Raw genomic sequence first — 18362 nt, 5'->3', positions numbered from 1 at the left:
AGACTGGCCCGCGTGCCGGGTTGAAGAAGACAGATTCAGCGCGCGCATCTCAACGCGCCGCCGTCGCAGCCGCGCCGCCGTGGCCGGCTAGCTGGCCGCACTGCGCCAATTGCCCGAGCACGGTTTCCAGCACGCGGCGCGCGGCCGCCGGTTGCCCCAGCGCGCTAGCCCGCGCACGCATCTGGTCGAGCCGTGCCGGCTCCGCCAGCAAGAGGCGCACCCGGTATTCGAGCGATACCAGGTCGACCGCCTTGAGCGCGGCGCCTTGCTCCAGCAGGTAATCGGCATTGCGCTCTTCCTGACCGGGAATCGGCGCATTGACCACCATCGGCACGCCCATCGCCAGGCATTCGGACGTGGTCAGGCCGCCCGGCTTGGTGATGACAAGGTCGGAGCACGCCATCAGGCGTTCCACCTCGTTGGTAAAGCCGAAGGGAAAGAGGCGTCCGGGGTGTGCGGCGGCCAGCGTCTTGAGCCGCGCCAGCGCAGTCTCGTTGCGCCCGGCAAGCACGATCAGCTGGAAATCGTGGTCCAGCCGCATCAGCGCGCCGGCCACCTCGTCAAGGCCGCCGAGCCCTGCCCCGCCGCCCATCAACATGATGGTGCGCCGTGCCGGATCGAGCCCGAAATGCTGTGCGCAGGCCTGGCGATCCTGCGGGCGGGAAAACGCCGGCACCACCGGAATCCCTGTGGTATGGATGCGGCCAGCCTCGATCCGGCTGGCCCGCATGCGAAAGGCGATTTCCTCGCTGGCGGCAAAGTAACCCGTCATATGGGGAATCACCCACATGCCGTGCAGATCAAAGTCAGTCACCTGCACCCACACGGGCACCGCCAGCCGCTCCCTGCGTACCTCATGCATCAGGATCTCGGCGGGCAGGAAGTGCGTGCAGACGATGGCATCCGGGGCGAACTCGTCGATCGCACGGCGCAGCGCGCGCGTGCTCAGGCGCTCGGCGGCGCGCCGCAGCTTTTGCATTGGCGCTGCCGGGTCGGCCTCGGAAGTGTGCTGGTACAGCATGCCCCAGAGGGCCGGATAGCTGTTCACCAGCTTGATGTAGAAGTCGGTGTAGAGCTTGCGAAACGTGGCCGGGACGTATTCCATCACGTCCAGGTGAAGCGTCTGCACGCCGGGGAATTGGGCTTCGGCGGTCAGGCGCAGTGCTTCAGCGGCGCGCATGTGGCCGGCGCCGGCGGAAACACTGAGGAACAGGATCTTCTGCTGCTGCATGGGGATTGGGGGGGATTGGGCTTCCGGGGTGATCCCGGAGGTGCCGGGACGCTGGGGTGCTGGAGAGTTTCGGGGAGGTGCTCACTTCATGACGAAGGACTTGATCAGCGTCAGTTCGCCGGGCTTGCGCATCGGCACGCGGAACACCTGCTGCTTTTCGTTGGGCGTGTTTTCATCGGTGATCAGCGCCACTTGCGCCACGGTAATGGCTTCGGGGCCGGCGCCGCTGCCGTAGTAGTTCACATAGACCAGGTAGGTGCCGGGGGGCGGCGCGGCAATCGAATAGATCTCCGGGCCATAGCCGGTGGTGACGTCAACATCGAGCGCGCCGCCGTTGCTGGCCACGCGATTCGCATAGAAGGTGTGCTGGCCGTCGGGCGCCACCACATGCAGGTCCAGGTCGGTCTGATCGCTGTCCCAGGACAGCACCACGCGCAGGCGCGGACGGGTCTTGCCCTGGTAGCCGTCGTAGAACTGCACGCGCTTGCTGGCGCCCTGCGCACTGCGGATCTCCACGCTGTTGCTGCCGCCCGAGAAGGCGTAGGGCCGTGAGAAGCGGCCATCCTCCTCAACCCGCTGTGGCATCGCCACGCCGTTGACCACCAGGGTGGCAACCGAGCCGCCACCGCGCCGCCCGCGCCCGCCGGGTGCGGGGCTCGACGCGGCGCTCGCGGCATCCGCCTCGGACTTGGGCGCCGCGCGGATGCGCCCGGCAATCATGGCGCTGGCGGCTTGCCCGGCTCGCGTGGAGACCGCCACCGCCGGGTAATGCACTTCCTGCGTATAGGCCGAAGCATCACCGGCCGAGTTGCGCCAGCCGTTGCGCGGCGTGGTGAACTCGATGGCATCGTCGGCTCGCGCGGCGCCGGCCAGCAACAGTGCCGGCAGGGTCAGGCTGATCAAGGCTAGTTTCGGCGAGTGCTGCATATCCACGGTTCCTTCCTGCGTTCTTTGCGACTGGTTTTCTGGCTAGGCGTCAGTGTGGCTGATCGATGTGCCGGATCGATGTGCCGGATCAGAAACGCACCGACTTCATGAGCGCCAGTTCGCCCAGCTTGCGCAGCGGCACCACGAGCGTCTCACGCTTTTCATTGAGCGTGTTCTCGTTGTAGATCAGCGTGAGCTTGGCGGTAATCAGGTCGCGATCGTTCTTGCCTTTCTCGAAGTTGTAGCCGTCGGCGTTGAAATTGCCCCAGTAGTTCACATAGAACAACCACACCCCGGGACGCGGCGCCGCGCTCGAGAAAATCTCCGGCCCCGCTCCATCCACGCTATCCACGTCCAGACCACCCCCTTCCGGCAGCAAGGGGCTGGCAAAGAAGGCATGGCCACCGTCAGGTGAAATCACATGCAGGTCGACCTCGGCCTTGGGATCGTCCCAGGTCAACACCGCGCGCAGCTTGGCCTGAATCTTGGCCGTGTCGGCCTCGTAGAACTGCAAGCGCTGGCGCGAGGCGCCATCAGCGGACACGATCTCCACACTGTTGGAGCCACGGCCAAACGCCCACGGCCGCGCGAAGCGCCCCTGCTCGTCGGCATACAGCGGCATGGCCGTGCCGTTGACCACCAGCGTGGGCGGCTTGCGGCCCTCCTTGCCGACCTTGCGCAGGCGCCCCTCGATCAGCGTGCGGTACTTCTGCGTGCCCCGGTCCACCGGCGGCTTGGGATAAGCGGCGGTATAGCGCTCAAGCTCGTTGGACAAGCCGCCGTGACGCCAGCCGCCCACCGGGCCGTCCAGATCGGCAACCGGCTCGGCCGTGGCCACCAGCGGCGCCGCGACGCAGACCAGGGCCAGCACGCCGTGGCGCCAGTTGCGGGACAAATTGCGGGTGAGATTCATGATGGGTTTTGCGTACGTACCAGCTTGCGCGCCATGGCTTCGACAAAGCCTTCGTCCTGCCCGCGCGGGTGGCGGGCAAATGCAAGATGGAGATATTCGTGGGCCAGCGCAATGCGGTCGTCCTCGCTGGCCAGCCGTTGGATATAGAGCCGGTTGCGGCGCGCGTCGGCATAAGGGCGGCCTTCGCGCACTTCGCACACGGCGGGCAGCGGCGGCGTTTCATAGCCCGGCTCCGCCGCCAGCCGGCGCTCCCAATGCGGCGCGCGCTGCGCCAGCCACTGCCGCGCATTGGCCACCGCCAGGCAATCGCCGGCCACGGGGCTCTGGAACGAGGTGAGCGTGGCCTGAGGCCACCAGCGGGCCAGGATGGCATCGAACGACTGCCCCTGCCCGGCCGCGCGCCGGGCCTCCAGCCAGGCCATGCGCCCCTGGCCGCTCGCGTCATGGTGATAACGCACGGCCACGCCGGACAGCACCAGCGCATCGGTCACATCAGCGGCACGCCGCGCCGCGGCGGTAGGTGCACGCGGCAGCACACGCTGGGTGCGGCTGCTATCGGCAATATGAAAGCAGCCTTGCTCACGCGTGGCTTGCTGGATCAGGTAGCTGCGCGCGGCCACCGCCAGGGCACGGGCGGCCTCGGGCTCGGTGGTATCGCCCTCGCGCTCGACAACCCGCGCCACGTAGTCATTGAGGCCCAAACGGCCCACTACGCGCGGCGCGGCGCCGGGCTTGCGCAGCAACGTGAGTTCGCCACGGCTCTCCACGCGCAGGGTGTTGCCATTGGCAAACTCAGCGCGATAGGTGCCGTTCAGCGGGCCATCCGGCACGGCCTGGCGACTTGCGCCGGTGCCATTGCCGGTACCGGCGGCTTGCAGATCGCGCAGCGGATAACGCTCGAACATGTCGACCAGCACGCAGGCGCCATCATCGGGCACCGGCACGGTGGCCAGCAACGGCTGCAGGCGGGGCGCCGCGCGGCGCAGCACATTGGCACTGGCGCCGGGGCCGCCCAGCCAGACCGGGCTGCCATCGGCAAGCCAGCCGGCCGCGCCGCCGATGGATGCGCCCGGCCGCGCTGGGTCCGGCATGGTCCACGTCTTGGCGCTCAGCAGGCTGCCATAGTTGGCCAGCGTGCCTTCGCCGCGCCCCACCGTCAGTACCGAGACAAGCGTAGCGGCGGCTGCCTGTTGCGCGGCGGGGGGCACGGCATGCAGCCCGGCAAGCAGATCGGCAACGGCCACGTTGCGAGCGGGCTGCATCGCCTGCATGTCCTGCAGCCACGCGGGTGCGCCTGCCTCCTTCCAGAAACGGCGCCAGTCGGCAGCGGACAAACCCAGCCGCCGCGGCTCGAAATAGCGTCCGCAGGATTGAATCAGCGCACGCTCGCGGTCGATGCTCTGGCCGGCCGTGCAGCAGTAAACCTCCTCCGGGTCGCCGCCACGGCAGGTGTAGTCATTGGTTGGCTTGTCACGGCCGACCAGGTAGCCATAGACGAACAGCTTCCACACGCTGCCCAATGGGGTCTGCAAGCTGGCAGGCAATGGCGTGGCAGCGGGCGCGGCGGCGTTGCCGTCGAGGCCGAACAATTGCGCGTCCGCTCCCGCGAGCCGTGCGAAGCGCAGGGGCTCGGCGGGCGCGAGCGTGGCAGCCAGCACGGGCCCGGCGCACGCCGCGCCCACGGCGGCCAGCACCGCAAGCCGTCGCCACCAGGCACGGCCGGTCGCCATGCGCGCTGCCCCGTTCATGCCCGCCTCACTCCACCGTCAAGGGGAAGCCCGCCGTCTTGCCGTCGCCTTGCAGGGCCTTGGCATCTGGCTGGTACATGCGGAAGTAGCGCACCGGGGGCAGGTTGAACTTGCCTGGCAGCGAGAAGCGCACCAGCTGGCGCAGCACCACCGGGCGCTCCAGCGAGACTACCGGCTGGTGATACGACAGCATGCCCATCTCGTACGTCACGGCACGCTGGAACGGCTGCAAGCCGGTGACCTTGTTGTCCGGATCGGGCAAACCGTCGATCCGCAGGCCCCACGTCATGCCTTCGACCTCGCCGCCGGGCGGCAGCGGTGCTTCGACCAGCCCGTAGCGGTAGGTGCCCTGGCGCGGGCTCAGCACGATCTCATCGACGTAGAGCGTGTTGCTGTCGAGCTTGTCGCCCGGCTTGACCGGCTTGGCCGAGAAAGTCAGGCCGGCCGTACCCGCGGCGGCGGCTTCGGCTGGCTTGCCGTCTTTCGCCGCGCCTTCGCTCGTGGGCACCAGGCGATAGAGCTTGCGCTCGATGCCGATCGGCAGGCGCGAGGCTTCCTGGGCACGGCTGCGGTAGGACACCACGGCATTGGTGTTGAACGACTGCGAAGCCGCATCCATGTTCTGCGGCACGGTAAGCGCGAGCGTCTCAGGCAGTTGTGCCCCGCTCCAGCGCCATTCCGGCAGGCCGAGCGGGCTGCGCGCAGCCTTCCAGTTGCCCTGCGGCACGCGCAGCGCGGGATCGCCCTCGCCGGCCAGCCCGCGGCCCAGCCCGCCGCCAAGGGCTTTGTTGAGCCACACCAGCGTCACGGCCCGGTCAATCGTCGGTGAGGCAGCGCCGGCGCGGGCCAGCAGCGCCTGCACGTCGGAGGTGGCAGCGCCCTTGCCCGCCATCAGCAGCAGGCTCTGCACCAGCGGCGAAGGATCGCTCGCCAGCGTCTGGCGCGCGGCCTCGGCGGCGCTGGCCAGGCCTTCCGGCATCGGCTGGCCGATCTGCTTGTAGAGCTGCGCGGCCAGCACCGTCGCCACGCGGCGGCCTTGCGGCGAATCCGGCGCGGCAAACACCAGGCTCTCGCCCACGGCCGCGCCAGGCGCATCGGCGCCGGGGCGAGCGAGCTCGCCGGCCACGCCACCAAGCTGCGTGGCCACCGGCAGGCCCATCTCGTTGATGAACCACAGCGCGAGCGCACGGTGCAGCAGCGGCTCCTTCATGGCCTGCTTATAAGCTTCCAGCGTGCGCTTCCAGTGATCGGGCGGCAGGCTGATGCCGACGGCGCGCGTTGCCAGCCAGTCGGCGTAATAGGCATACGCCGTCAGCAGCGCGCTATTGCCCACCGTATCGCCCCACCACCCAAACTGGCCATTGACCCCGGCCAGCAGCGCCAGGCGCTGGCGCTGGGTGCGCAGCAGCGCGTCGACGCCCTGGGTGCCACCGCCCGTGTCCGCGCCGGTGGCGGCCAGGCTGCGCTGGGCCAATGCCAGCGGAATCAGCCGGCTGGCGGTCTGCTCGGTGCAGCCGTACGGATAAGCCAGCAAGTCGTCCGCCACGCGGGCAAACTGGCTGGCGGCGCCGTCGACGAAGCGCAGGCGCACGTCCTGTGCGTCCGCCGGCAGCTTGAACGCGGCATTGGCACCTGCCAGCGGCAGCGTCAGCTCGCGCTGCGAGAGCCAGCCGGTAGGCTCGACCGTGAGCGTGGTCTGCAGGCGGTCCAGCACCTTGCCCTGCAGCTTGATCTCCGCATTGACCACGCCACCCTGCAGAGCGCCCTGCGCAACCGGCAGGCGCACGTAGTTAGCACCACGCTTGAGCGTCACGCTCTGGTTGACGTTCAGGCCGGCGCCGATCACCACGAGGTCCGCGGCCACCTCCTGCTCACCCTGGTTGAAGGCCACCATGTCGATGCGCGGCGCATCCTCGGCGCGGTAGCGTTGCGGCCCGGTCCATTTGAGATACAGGCCCTTGTCGGACCGGATGCTGGCGGTGCGCTGCCCGACCATGCCGTCGCCAGACATCGCTCGCACCGTGACGCGCCAGCGAGTCAGGGAGTCAGGCATGGTGAAGCTCATGCGCGCGCGGCCGTCTGCGCTGGTACGCAGGTTGGCCTCCCACGCGGCAGTGTCTTTCTCGTCCCGGCGTGGGCGCTCCAGCACCTTCACGCCACGCTCGTTATAGCGGCCTCGCTCCGGGCCACCGGCGCCGGGCTGGCCCGACACGGCGAGGTCGTAGCCGATGAAGTTCAGGCTGGAAGTGGTGCGCACGCTGTTGCGGCGCGGATGGTAGAAGAAGTCGACGATGCTCGGGGCGATTTCAGGCTGCAGCACGTAGACCATCTCATCCACCACGCTGACGGTGAGATTCGCCGGCACGGGCTTGCCATTGAAGGCGCTGGTGAGGTCCAGCGTGACGGTCTCGCCGGGGGCATAGACAGGCTTGTCGCTCTTGACCGCCAGCTCGATCGTGGGCTGTACCACGGCAATGCCGGCGTTCTGGAACACGTAGTCGCCGTCCTTCACGTACAGCACGGAGAACGTCATATTGGGGCTGAAATCGTTGCCCACCTTGATCCGCGCCCGCCATTGCCTGTCGGTGACCTTCTCCAGCGACAGCCAGTCGCCGCCCTTGGACAGCAGGCCGCGCCGCTCCACCCGGTCGCGCTCCAGCGTCAGCAAGGCATCCTCGACGGCGAGCGGGAACGTCACCAGCGCTTCGGCCGTGTCGCCGATGCGGTAGCGGTCCCGGTCGAACACGATCTCGATATTGCCCGGCACGGTCTGCAGGCCCTCGCCAGCCACCCAGTGGCTAGCGGCGGCCAGCAGATTGCCTGCGCCGTCCTTGACGGAGAGCGTGTACGAGCCCGGCTGGTCGAACTTGACCGGGAACGACACAGTGCCATTGGCGGCGGGGCTCAGCGCGCCTTCGCTGCGGGTGCGGGACTCCAGGCGTACCAGTTCCCACTTGGCCGGCGCCTGCGCCGAGGCCTGCCCGGCTGCGGCCAGCGCCCGCAACTGGAAGGTCACGCTCTGGCCCGGGTTGGTGAAGTTGGCCGGCGCCGTGAGCTTGTATGGCGTGGCGCCACGCGCGATCAGCAGTTCGCGCGTGACCTTGACCCGATAGGCCGCGCCGTCGTTGGCGAACACCGTCACCACGTAGCGGCTCGGGTCCTTGGCGGCAGGCAGCACCAGCGCGGCATTGCCACTGCCGTCGGTGGTCAGTTCCTGCTGCTCCAGCTTGACCGGGAACAGGCCGGCATATTGCAGCTCGCCCTCCACCATCGTCACCTGCTGCGCGCGCAGGCTGACGGACAGCTTGGCGTCCTTGACCGGCTTGCCGTCGGGATAGCGCAGCTGGATCTTGCCCTTGACCGCCTCGCCGGTGGCATAGTCGGCCTTGTCCAACGCAAGATTCACGTCGAAATGCGGCTTGATGTACTCGGCCACGCGGAAGGCGCCGCCGTAGGTGTTGCCACCGTAGTCGAAGCGCAGCGTATAGCCGCCGGCCAGGGCATTGGCGGGCAGCGTGAAGCGCGCGTCGGCGCCGTTGTCAGCGGCCAGCGCGGTAGCGACCGAGGCCAGCGGCGCGCCGTTGGGGTCCAGCACCTCCAGCTTGATATCACCGGGCGCGGCGGGGCCGGATTCGGTGGCATTGCGGAAATTGCGGCCGATGAACTTGACCCGGACTTCGTCGCCGGGGCGGTACAGCGGCCGGTCGGTGAAGGCGTACAGCTTGGTGTTGTAGATCTCGCTGTCGTAGTAGAAGTTCTCCGAGATAAACGCGCCGCCGGCTGGATCCACGCCCAGCAGGTAGCTGCGCTCGGGGCTGGCGTGGGCCRGATCTACCGCACCGTCAGCGCCAGTGGTAGCGCTTTGAAGCACACCGAGACCATCTGTCCAGGCGAGGCTGGCGCCGGCAACCGGGCGGCCGCTCTTACGCTGCGCGGCCCAGACCAGCATACCGTTGCCGGTGCTCTTGGTAATGGCCACGGTATCGGACACAAACAGCAAGGTATGGGCACGGTAGGTGCCGATAATGCCTTCGACGATGTACAGGCCCGGCTTGAGCTTGCCCAGCGGCACCATCACGTTGCCCGCGTCTCGCGGCAGGAATTCGCTGCTGCTGCCTTCCAGCTTGACGTCCTTGGGCGGCGCGATTTCCTTGGCGTCCCAGATCGGGTAGCGGAAGCGCTCGACCACGTCATAGCCCTTGAGCGGCTTGTACTGCGGGTTGTTCTCGAATCGGGTCGGCTGGGCAATCTGGTCACCCATGCTGAACTGCGGCGCGTCCTCCACCGCCTTGCTGCGGGTCGCGAACGACAGCACGCGTTGCCATGCGCGGCGCGCCTGCTTGTACCAGCTATCCCACAGGTAGGACAAGGTATTGGCCAACCCTTCACCGCGGTAGTTCGCCTTGACATCGATCCGGTGCAGGTTCTTTTGTGCCTTCAAGAAGGCGATCGGATCGGCGACCCGGTACACGAGGATGTCGGCGCCGCCGTAGCGCTGCAGCTCGCTCTTGTATTCGCGGCCCGGGGCTTCCAGGCGCACCTGCGCCGTCTGGTCGCTACCATAGCTGGCGTCCGACAGCAGGAAGAACGGCTGCCCTTGGAAGGCGCTATAGCCGCTTGACGGCACCGTGTCGAGCGTGACACTCGGCCGCTCGGCGGCGCCTGCCACCTGGGTGCCTGCCAGCAAGGCAAGCGCCAGCAGCATGCGGGGGATGGAGGAACGCAGAAGCGCGCTTGCGCGCGTCATGACGACAAGCATCGTCTTTACCTCGACAAAAAGGCGAAACGGAATACGCCGATGAAATTGGGATTGCCGTCCTGCGGCTGCCAGCGCGAATCGTTCCATTGCATCAAGCGGGAAAGGGTGACGGCACGCAGGCCGTTATCGGTACGGGTCACGGTGCCGGTGTGATAGGCCAGGTACYGGCCCATCCAGATCATCAGGTGCTGKTCRTCGCCCTGGTCGTAGAAAAGCAGGTCGCCGGGCTGCGCCAGGTTGACGTTCCTGGCGACAAAGCGGCTATTGCCCTGCACCAGGGCCAGGGCGGAGGCATAAGCCCCGGTGCTGCCGTCGGCGCGGGTCCAGCGCTGGCCAAGCGTGCGCTGGCTCGGGCTCAGGCTAAGCTCCGGCGGCAACTGGCGGGCCGAGGCGCTGCCTTGCATGCCGTTGGCGCGCAGCCAGCGCGCGTCATGCACCTTGAGCGCCTCGCCCACGGCAAAGCGCACCAGGCCCGCACAATCGCGCTGGTACCAGCGCGGGGTCGGGCCTTGGCGCAGCTGCTCGCCGACGATGCGTACGAACCAGGCACGAAACGCCGCCGATTGCGAGGCATCGAGCGCATCCGCCTCTGGCGTGTCCGACGCCAGGCCCGACAAGGCCCAGGCCCGACCGCCACCGGCCAGGGGCGAGGCAAGCGCCAGCGCCGCCAGCATCGCGCGGCGGCCTCGGCTCACAGCTATCACTGCGCGGCCTCTTGCGGTGCCGGTGCTATCGGTGCTATCGGTGCTATCGGTGCTATCGGCGGGGCCGCGGCCAGCACGCCGCGCGGCGGCGTGCCTGCCTGCTGCCAGGTCACCGGCACCCACGCACGCCCCGAAGGCAAGCTATCAGACAGCACCAGCGAGACCGCCGGGTAGGCCGCAAGGGTCTTCAGCTTAGGGAACAGGTGAGCGCGCGCCGCGTTCAGGAACAGGGCTTCCTGGTCCGCGGGCAACGCCTTGGTGGCTTCGCGGCGCACCAGTGGCGCCAGCATCGACGGGGTGAAGCTGAGCACGGTACGGGCCTGCTGGCCGCGCTGCATGGTGTCGGCCACCGCGGGGAAGCGCTTGCCCTGCACCGCCAGCGCGTCATCCACCAACGCCCCGTCAGGCGAGAACAGCACAGTGTTGCCAGCCAGTGCCAGCGTCACAGGGAAATAGGCACCCGCCGAAAGCTGGGCCGCGAACGGCGCCCCCTTGCCCTCACGCGTGCCGTAGGGCGAGCTGACCGCGCGCGACCACAACACCGCGCCGCCCGCGCCCTGGCGGGTCTGCACAGGCAGGCGCGCATAGGCGTCCTTTTCCGTGCCGGCCTTGGGCTCATAGGCACCGATCACTTGCTCGAACAGGCTCGCCAGCACCGGGCGCAGCGCGGTAGCGGCATCGGCCGACTTGACCCGGGCCATGAACAACGGCGCCACCAGCGCCGACTTGCTGTACCAGCACACCGCAGCCGGCCCTTCGAAGGCCTGGGCCACCTGCGTAGCCAGTTCGTCCTTGCCGCCGCCGACCTTCTGCAGCATCTTGCCTACGGCCTGCCAGTCCACCGGCAGCGTGGCGCACGCCGCGGGGTCGGCCGGCAAGGCCTTCCAGAGTTCGGCCGTGTTCCACGCCCCCGGCAGGCGCGCGCCATCGACCAGCACCGCGCTGTGCCAGGCGGCATCATCGGCGCCGGCCTTGGAATCGGATTTTGAATCGGACTTAGAGTCGGCGCCGGCAAAATCGAAACGCAGCGCTTCGATGCCCGGGAAGAATGCCTGGTAGCCAAACGAGAGGTAATTCGCGCCCACCAGCACGCGATGGCCCTTGGGCGGGCCCTTGGCGGCGTCGAGCGCGAACGATTGCAGCGGGGTCTCGCGCGCGCCGGCATCGTCGGACAGCCAGGCGGCCACCGCCTTCGCGCGGGCGCCGATGGGCTTGCCTTCCGCGTCCAGCAGCATGCCGGCTTCCGACAACACTACCAGGCGATCGCCCTTGCCCGCCAGCAGCAGGCTGCGCGCCGGGCCGATCCGCAAGGCATACAGCGGCGTGCCGCCGACCTCACCGGCACGGCTCAGCTGCGTGTCAGCTGGGGCGATCGTGCCAAGTGTCTGCAGCACCTTGGCCAGCCCGTTGCGCTCCATCGACAGCGCCCAGTAGCGCAAGGTGCCATCGGCGCCGCGCCAGGCCATAAGCCGGCCCGGTTCGTCGAACACGCGCTTGAGCAACGCATCGCCCCAGTCCAGGTCGTGCTCGAAGGCAATGCGACGCAACGCGCCCGAGGCAGACAGGCGGCCTTCGTTGTCTTCGTAATAATTGACGAAATCTTCGGTGAGCACATCGCGCAGCAGCGGCACGCGGAGCATGTCGCGCGGCAGGCTGGACAGGCTTTCGCTGTCGACCAGCGCATCGGGGCGGCTGAAATCGAGTTCAAGCTGGCGGGGCTGCCCCTTCCAGGCGCGTCCGAACGGGTGCCAGACCATTTGCACGGCCACACCAGCGGCAATCGCCAGCGCGGCGGTGCCAAGCGCGATTCTCTTGCGCGAAATCTTCATGATTCCCTTCACGATCGTGATCACTGCACGTCACAGATGCAGCGAACCCGGTAGCGTACCGCGCACATCAATCAAACTGCAACCCAGCCACCGTGAATTTTTGTGACTGCCTGCGCAGCCGCGCGCTCGGCGCCACCCGCCGTCGTAGCGCGCTTTCGGACCGGGCACCGTTGCCCAGGCGGCTCTCCGGGCCGATATTTGCTTATGACAAAGATGTACTTTGCCGAAGCAGGCCACAGGCGTAGCCTCGCCACTTTTGAAATATTCGACATATGTTCTCGTTTGCCACATTCGCCAGTGCCGGCACGTTCCGTGCCTCCCGCCTGCTGGCAAAGCTAGCGTTCGTCGCTGCCGCTGCCCTCTCGATTTCCGCCCCACACGCCGCCCAGGCCCAAAGCCCGGTGCTGGACAAGATCCGCAACACCGGCACCATCGTGCTGGGCTACCGTGAATCGGCGCTGCCCTTTTCCTTCGCCAACGACAAGGGCGAGCCCGCAGGCTACGCGGTGGACCTGTGCCTGCGCGCCGCGGAGGCCGCGCGCGTGAAGCTCGGGCTGAAGACGATCAAGGTGCGCTGGATGCCGCTCACCCCGCAGAACCGGATCCCCGCCGTGGTCAATGGCCTGGTCGATCTCGACTGCGCGCCCAACACGAACTCCCTGGAGCGCCAGAAGCAGGTCGCCTTCAGCGTCTCGCATTACATTTCCACGGTCCGCATGCTGGTGCGCGCGGACTCGGGCATCAAGTCCTTCGAGGACCTGCGCGGCAAGAACGTGGTGACCAGCGCCGGCTCCACGGGCGATCGCCATGTGCGCCGCCTGAAGGGCCAGTATGGCTTCCATGACATCTACGCGAAGGACCATGGCGAATCCTTCCTGCTGCTCGAATCCGGACGTGCGCAGGCATTCGTGATGGACGATGTACTGCTGTCGGGACTGCGCGCCCGCGCCAAGGACCCTTCGCAGTTCGTGATCGTGGGTCCCGCTCTGTCGATCGAGCAGAATGCGCTGATGATGTCCAAGGCCGATCCGGAGTGGAAGCAACTGGTGGACCAGACCCTGGCATCGGTATTCGCCGGCCCGCAGGTGATCGCCTTGCAAAAGCAATGGTTCCAGCAGCCAATCGGCGCCCGCAGCATCAACCTTGCGCTGGCACCGAGCCCGGAAGTCCGGGATGCGTGGAAGCATCCTTCGGATGTCGCGACCGAATAACGGCCTTCGAAGCCCGGCGATCCACCAAAATCAAAGCCCCCGCAGGCCATCAGGCCTGCGGGGGCTTTTTTTTCACCTAACGCAAACGGAAAGTGTGCGATTAGGCACATAGATCGTCAGGCGTCAAGCAAGTCTTGGCGATAAAGGCAATAGCGGCTTTCCATAGGACGATACAAAGCGTGCATTTCACAATACAGCGCATGTTGACAGCCAGGCGAAATGTTGGCGACACTGGGGACCAGCGGACAACGCGGCAACGGTATCCCACGCAATCGGCGTGGCGGCCTTGGCCGTCAGTTTCCGTGTATTCGAACCGCCGGAAGGCGGCATTTACCAGGAGAAAACATGAACAAGTTCGTCGCGACAGCCATCGCGCTGTGCATTGGCGCCGTCTCCGTGGCTGCCCAGGCGCAATCGACCGGGAAGAAGCAATTCGACCCGTATAGCCAGGGCGCCAAGTCGGGCGATAAGTTCGACCCGTATAGCCAGGGTGCCAAGTCCGGTGACAAGTTCGACCCGTATTCCCAGGGCGCGAACAAGAGCACCCGCACGGACCTGACCGACGCCTCCGCGCCGCCGGCCAAGAAGTCGACCAAGAAGAGCAAGAAGAGCAAGAGCAAGAAGCCCGCCGCATCAGCCGCAGCCGCGAACTGATCGGCAAGGGGCGCCGCGCTGGTATCCGGCGCCCTGACAGCAGAAAGCCCGCCAATTCAAACTGGCGGGCTTTCTGCTGTCTGCTGCCGGAGAATCCGCTTTGGCGGGCGGGGAAAGCGTCAGGGCGAAGTCGTATCCAGATCCATCCCCGTGACGTCGATCCGTTGCACCTTGTCCTGCTGGCGAATCTCGGTGCGCAGCACGAATGCCTCGGCGGGGCAATACCAGTCGGTTACGTGCATCAGCGTGGGCTCCACCTGCACCACCTCCTCCCCCACCATCAGCGGCCCCAGCGAAGTCCGCTTCTCGTAGGTGATCGGCATGCACTCCTTGCGGCCCAGCACGGTATCGATCATCTGGCGCTTGCCCACGTGGCGGGATCCGACGCTGATCGAAGCATATAGCGCCCGCATGCTTCCCACGACCTCGTCCGCGCCCACCGGATAGATCTGCAGCGAGACGCTGGACTCGAACGCCTCGCCCTCCAGAGTGCCGCCCTCGTGGATATCCATGCCTGCGTAGCTGAACACGCCCTGGCCCCTGAAGGCGGCTTCGCCGTACATGCGGGCATAGCGCCCTTGTGCATTGATGACGGCATGCTCGCTCTCGATACTGCTCTTGGCAGAGTCGGAGCGGCGGTCGATATTGACCATGTGGACCTGGTCCATGATGACCGGCGGCCCCATCAGGGCAGACAGCGCCGACTTGGAGCGCACCTCGAGCTGCGCCCGGCATCCGGTCTGGTTCTTGGTCGCCCGGCGCAAGGTCATGGTGATCGACATGGGCATGGCCCCGTCGCCTTCCATCTGCACCCGCGAGCCGGAGCGGAACCATGGCGCGTCGCACAGCGGAGCAAGAGCCCGCGCCGGCGCCTCCTCGGGCGTGGCAGCGGCCACCGCCACTGTCTGAGCCTGCGCAAGGCTGCCCACGGCCAGCAGCACTGCGCTGGCAATGGAAGCAGCCCCAAACCGTTGCGCCTTTGTCCTCACATGAATCCTGTCTAGAATGATTTCGCGCCCCCGCTCGTTCCGACCCGGTGTCCCACACGCAAGGCCAGCCAGACGTTGTAGCTCGCGCTGGCTAGAAACTAGCGCTTTTTTGCCCGCGCGTGTCGGCAATCTTAGTCGGTCACCATCGCTGCCGGCCCATGCGGGCAGCTTGCCAGGGAGTTCCTATGCTTCAGTATTACGCCAAGCTTTGGTGGGTCGTGGCCTTGCGCGGCATTCTCGCCGTTCTTTTCGGGATTTGTGCGTTTTTCGCACCCGTTGCCACACTGGCTGCACTCGTGCTCTTGTTTGGCGCCTTTGCCACCGCCGACGGCGTCAGCGCGCTGCTGATGGCCATCTCGGGCAGCCAGCGCGAGGCTAGCGACCGCGGCATCCTTGCATTGCAGGGCCTGCTTGGCCTGGGCGTGGGCCTTCTGACCTGGTTCAGCCCCGTGGTCACGGCGTTTTCCCTGCTGTTATATATCGCCGCCTGGACGCTTGCCACAGGTGTGCTGCAAATTGTCGCGGCAATCCGCCTGCGCAAGGACATTCCCAATGAATGGTGGCTGATCCTGGCCGGGCTGGTGAGCATCGTGTTCGCTTTCCTTCTGCTGTGGCAACCCCTTGCCGGCGCGCTGGCGGTGCTGTGGATGATCGGAGCCTGGGCGGTGGTTTGCGGCATTCTGCTGATCGGCGTCTCGCTGCGCTTGCGCCGGGCCAGAAACATGCCTATTGCACCACTTTCAAGCTAAGCCACGCGCGCTGCCCAGGCCATCCCGCGTGCGCCGACCCCGCGCGCGACAGTGGGTTGCGGCGGTCGTGCTAACATTGCGCGCCGCGCCACTTGGCAACCAAGGTTGGCCATGGGGTAACGGCTAGAAAGACTGACAAAGCAGAAGGCGCGTGGAAACGGGCACGATCGCTTGCTTTTTTTGTCTACCAAAGCCGTCGCTGCTGCGTTGTGATGTTTTCGCCTGGTGCCCGGGCGGCCCGAAACCGTCAAACAGCCCGGCCGCGCGCTGCGGCAACAGCCTGACGCCGCCTGTTTAGCGGTGCCAAGGCGGTATTACCAAGCTTTATTCATCATGCAAGTGGCCGCGCCATCGTGAGCCAATGCAATGATTGTGTGGCAGCAGGCGGGACAAGCCACCCGGTCCGCCAGCGCGCGGATCGCCACACCCCGCAAGCCCGAGAACCGGCCGTCATGTGCGCAAGCCAGGGCGGTCACCCGATCCCTTTCCAGGAGACGTATGCGTAGTTCCGTGACCTCGCGAGACACCTCGCGAAGCACCGCACAAGGTGTTTCGCAATCTGCCGGCTTGCCCACGACCGCCATCGTCCTGGTTTGCCTGTTTATTCTCCTGGTCTGGTTCGGCACGCTTGACGCTCGCCACCTGCTGCGCTCCGATGAAGGCCGCTATGCCGAGATCGCCCGTGAGATGTTTTCCACCGGCGACTGGGTCACCATCCGCTACAACGCACTCAAGTACTTCGAGAAGCCGCCCTTCCATATGTGGGTGACTGCGCTGTCCTACACCGTGTTCGGCGTAGGCGACTGGCAGGCCCGGCTGTGCGTGGCGCTGTCCGGCATGGTCGGCCTTGTGGTCTCGATGCTCGCCGCCCACCGCTGGTATGGCTTCCGGGCCGCCTTCCTGACCGGGCTGGTGCTGGCCGCCGCGCCGATGTGGAGCGTGGCCTCGCACTTCAACTCGCTGGACATGACGCTGTCCGGCGCCATGGCCTGCGTGCTGGCCTTCATGTTGCTCGCGCAACACCCGGCTGCTACGCCGGCCGCGCGGCGCTACTGGATGTGGGCCTGCTGGATAGCGATGGGTGTGGCGATCCTGACCAAGGGGCTGGTAGGCATTGCCCTGCCCGGCCTCGTGCTGGTCATCTACACCCTGATCTCGCGGGATTTCGGCCTGTGGCGCCGCCTGCACCTGATCACCGGCATCGCACTGATGCTCATCGTCACGGTGCCCTGGTTCTGGCTGGTGTCTGAGCGCAACCCCGAATTCCTGAATTTCTTCTTTATCCACGAGCACTGGCAGCGCTATACCTCGACGGTACACTCGCGCAAGGGCCCGCTGTGGTACTTCGTGCCGTTGCTGGTGGCGGGCTTCATCCCCTGGCTGGGCCTGGCGCCGCGCATGTGGCAAGTGGTCCGAGGCGAAGGCGCGGCGGCACGCGTGGCGCCGGCACGGCCATTCCAGCCGGCGCTGTTGCTGGCCGTGTGGGCCATTGCCATCTTTGTCTTCTTCAGCCTGTCCGGCTCGAAGCTGCCCGGCTACATCGTGCCGATCTTCCCGGCGCTTGGCATGCTGGCAGCCGTGGCGCTGCAGCACATCGATGAGCGCAGCTGGAAGCGGCAACTCAACGGCATGCTGGTCATTGCGGCAATCGGCTTGCTGGCCAGCCCGGTGGTGGCCACGCTGAATTCCGACAATACGCCCAACGAGCTGTACCGCTTGTTCGCAGTCTGGGTCGGCGCCGCCTTCGTGCTGATGCTCGGCGCCGTGTTCCTCGCGCGCAAGCTGCTGGCGAGCAAGGGCCTGATGGTCAGCATCACCGTTTACTCGCTCGGCTTGTTCACCAGCTTCACAGTGGCGCTGCTGGGCCACGAGGTCATGGGACGGCAGACTTCGGGCGTGGACATGGTGCCCGCCATCAACGCCGTGCTGACGGATGACATGCCGATTTACGGCGTGCGCATGCTGGACCACACGCTGCCGTACTACCTGCGCCGCACCACCATCATGGTGGAATGGCCGGACGAACTGGAGTTCGGCACCAAGCAGGAGCCGCAGAAATGGCTCCCCACGCTGGATGCCTTTATTGCAAAATGGCAGGATGGCCAGCACGCCGTGGGCATCATGTCGGCTGCCACCTACAAGATGCTGCAAGAGAGCAAGGTGCCGATGTACAAGATCGGGCAAGACAAGCGCCGCGTCGCGGTCACAAACTTCCCGCCTCCCGGCCAGGCGCCGGCGGCCCCGCAGCAAGAACCGAACCGCGCGCCATGACGCTCTCTACCTTCGCTTTTATCTTCACCGGCGTGCTGCTCAATGCGTGCGCGCAGTTGCTGCTCAAAGCCGGCACCAACGCCGTGGGCGCCATCACCATCGAGCGCGCGACGCTGTTTGCCACGGCGTTTCGCGTGCTGACGCAGTGGCCGGTACTGGCTGGCCTGACACTGTACGTAGTCAGCGTCGGCGTGTGGATCGTCGGGCTGTCGCGCGTCGATGTATCGATCGCTTACCCGATGCTGTCGCTCGGTTATGTGGTGAACGCCCTGGCAGCCTGGTGGCTGTTCGGTGAAATGATCGGCCCCCTGCGCGTAGCAGGCATCCTGCTGATCCTCGCCGGCGTGTTTCTCATCGCGCGTTCCTGATCACCGTAC

13 protein-coding genes are annotated in these 18362 nt (G+C 66.6%); 5 read left to right on the top strand and 8 right to left on the bottom strand.

Translation table 11 applies throughout. The annotated features are described in order from the left end of the window. Positions 1-49: 49 nt before the first annotated feature. The 7 genes from AC1DQR_RS16045 to AC1DQR_RS16015 all read right to left on the bottom strand — a co-directional run bounded on the left by AC1DQR_RS16045 (position 50) and on the right by AC1DQR_RS16015 (position 12111). Positions 50-1231, bottom strand: coding sequence for an MGDG synthase family glycosyltransferase (locus AC1DQR_RS16045; RefSeq protein WP_416052809.1), 1182 nt, complete (start codon positions 1229-1231; stop codon positions 50-52). An 81-nt stretch (positions 1232-1312) separates the two neighbouring features. Beyond that, the gene (locus tag AC1DQR_RS16040; protein WP_183037100.1) at positions 1313-2158 is read right to left on the bottom strand and encodes a YfaP family protein; all 846 of its coding nucleotides are present in this window, start codon (positions 2156-2158) and stop codon (positions 1313-1315) included. 88 nt (positions 2159-2246) lie between these two features. Beyond that, on the bottom strand, positions 2247-3071 hold the full coding sequence (locus tag AC1DQR_RS16035; RefSeq protein WP_416052810.1) for a YfaP family protein: 825 nt from the start codon (positions 3069-3071) through the stop codon (positions 2247-2249). After that, complete coding sequence (locus AC1DQR_RS16030) at positions 3068-4819, bottom strand: DUF2300 domain-containing protein (RefSeq protein ID WP_477133336.1); 1752 nt, start codon at positions 4817-4819, stop codon at positions 3068-3070. Before AC1DQR_RS16030 ends, AC1DQR_RS16035 begins: the two co-directional genes overlap by 4 nt. Positions 4820-4826: 7 nt before the next feature. Then, positions 4827-9566 (bottom strand): alpha-2-macroglobulin family protein, encoded by a 4740-nt coding sequence (locus AC1DQR_RS16025; RefSeq protein WP_477133335.1) that lies wholly within the window; start codon positions 9564-9566, stop codon positions 4827-4829. A 17-nt stretch (positions 9567-9583) separates the two neighbouring features. Continuing rightward, positions 9584-10252: a DUF1175 domain-containing protein gene (locus AC1DQR_RS16020; RefSeq protein ID WP_477133349.1), complete on the bottom strand. Its 669-nt coding sequence runs from the start codon at positions 10250-10252 to the stop codon at positions 9584-9586. A 26-nt stretch (positions 10253-10278) separates the two neighbouring features. After that, positions 10279-12111: a DUF2138 domain-containing protein gene (locus tag AC1DQR_RS16015; protein ID WP_477133334.1), complete on the bottom strand. Its 1833-nt coding sequence runs from the start codon at positions 12109-12111 to the stop codon at positions 10279-10281. A 272-nt stretch (positions 12112-12383) separates the two neighbouring features. Between AC1DQR_RS16015 and AC1DQR_RS16010 the strand changes: the two genes are divergently transcribed. Both AC1DQR_RS16010 and AC1DQR_RS16005 read left to right on the top strand, forming a co-directional pair. Beyond that, a complete protein-coding gene (locus AC1DQR_RS16010; protein ID WP_416052814.1) occupies positions 12384-13322 on the top strand; it encodes an amino acid ABC transporter substrate-binding protein in 939 nt (312 codons plus the stop codon). Between the two features lie 345 nt (positions 13323-13667). Continuing rightward, complete coding sequence (locus tag AC1DQR_RS16005; protein ID WP_043355619.1) at positions 13668-13976, top strand: hypothetical protein; 309 nt, start codon at positions 13668-13670, stop codon at positions 13974-13976. A 119-nt stretch (positions 13977-14095) separates the two neighbouring features. Here the strand turns inward: AC1DQR_RS16005 and AC1DQR_RS16000 are convergent, their stop codons facing one another. Then, positions 14096-14965, bottom strand: a complete 870-nt coding sequence (locus AC1DQR_RS16000; protein WP_416052815.1) for a hypothetical protein — start codon at positions 14963-14965, stop codon at positions 14096-14098. Between the two features lie 185 nt (positions 14966-15150). On the opposite strand from AC1DQR_RS16000, the gene AC1DQR_RS15995 reads away from it, so the two are divergent. The 3 genes from AC1DQR_RS15995 (at position 15151) to AC1DQR_RS15985 (ending at position 18353) form a co-directional block, all read left to right on the top strand. Beyond that, a complete protein-coding gene (locus AC1DQR_RS15995) occupies positions 15151-15714 on the top strand; it encodes an HdeD family acid-resistance protein (RefSeq protein WP_416052816.1) in 564 nt (187 codons plus the stop codon). A 498-nt stretch (positions 15715-16212) separates the two neighbouring features. Next, positions 16213-17985, top strand: a complete 1773-nt coding sequence (locus AC1DQR_RS15990) for a glycosyltransferase family 39 protein (RefSeq protein WP_416052817.1) — start codon at positions 16213-16215, stop codon at positions 17983-17985. After that, positions 17982-18353 carry a DMT family transporter gene (locus AC1DQR_RS15985; protein ID WP_043355625.1) on the top strand — a complete coding sequence of 124 codons (372 nt, stop codon included), beginning with the start codon at positions 17982-17984 and terminating at the stop codon, positions 18351-18353. Before AC1DQR_RS15990 ends, AC1DQR_RS15985 begins: the two co-directional genes overlap by 4 nt. Positions 18354-18362 lie beyond the last annotated feature (9 nt).

The organism is Cupriavidus sp. 05L411 (assembly GCF_056398045.1).
This window is presented reverse-complemented; position numbering and strand designations above follow the sequence as displayed.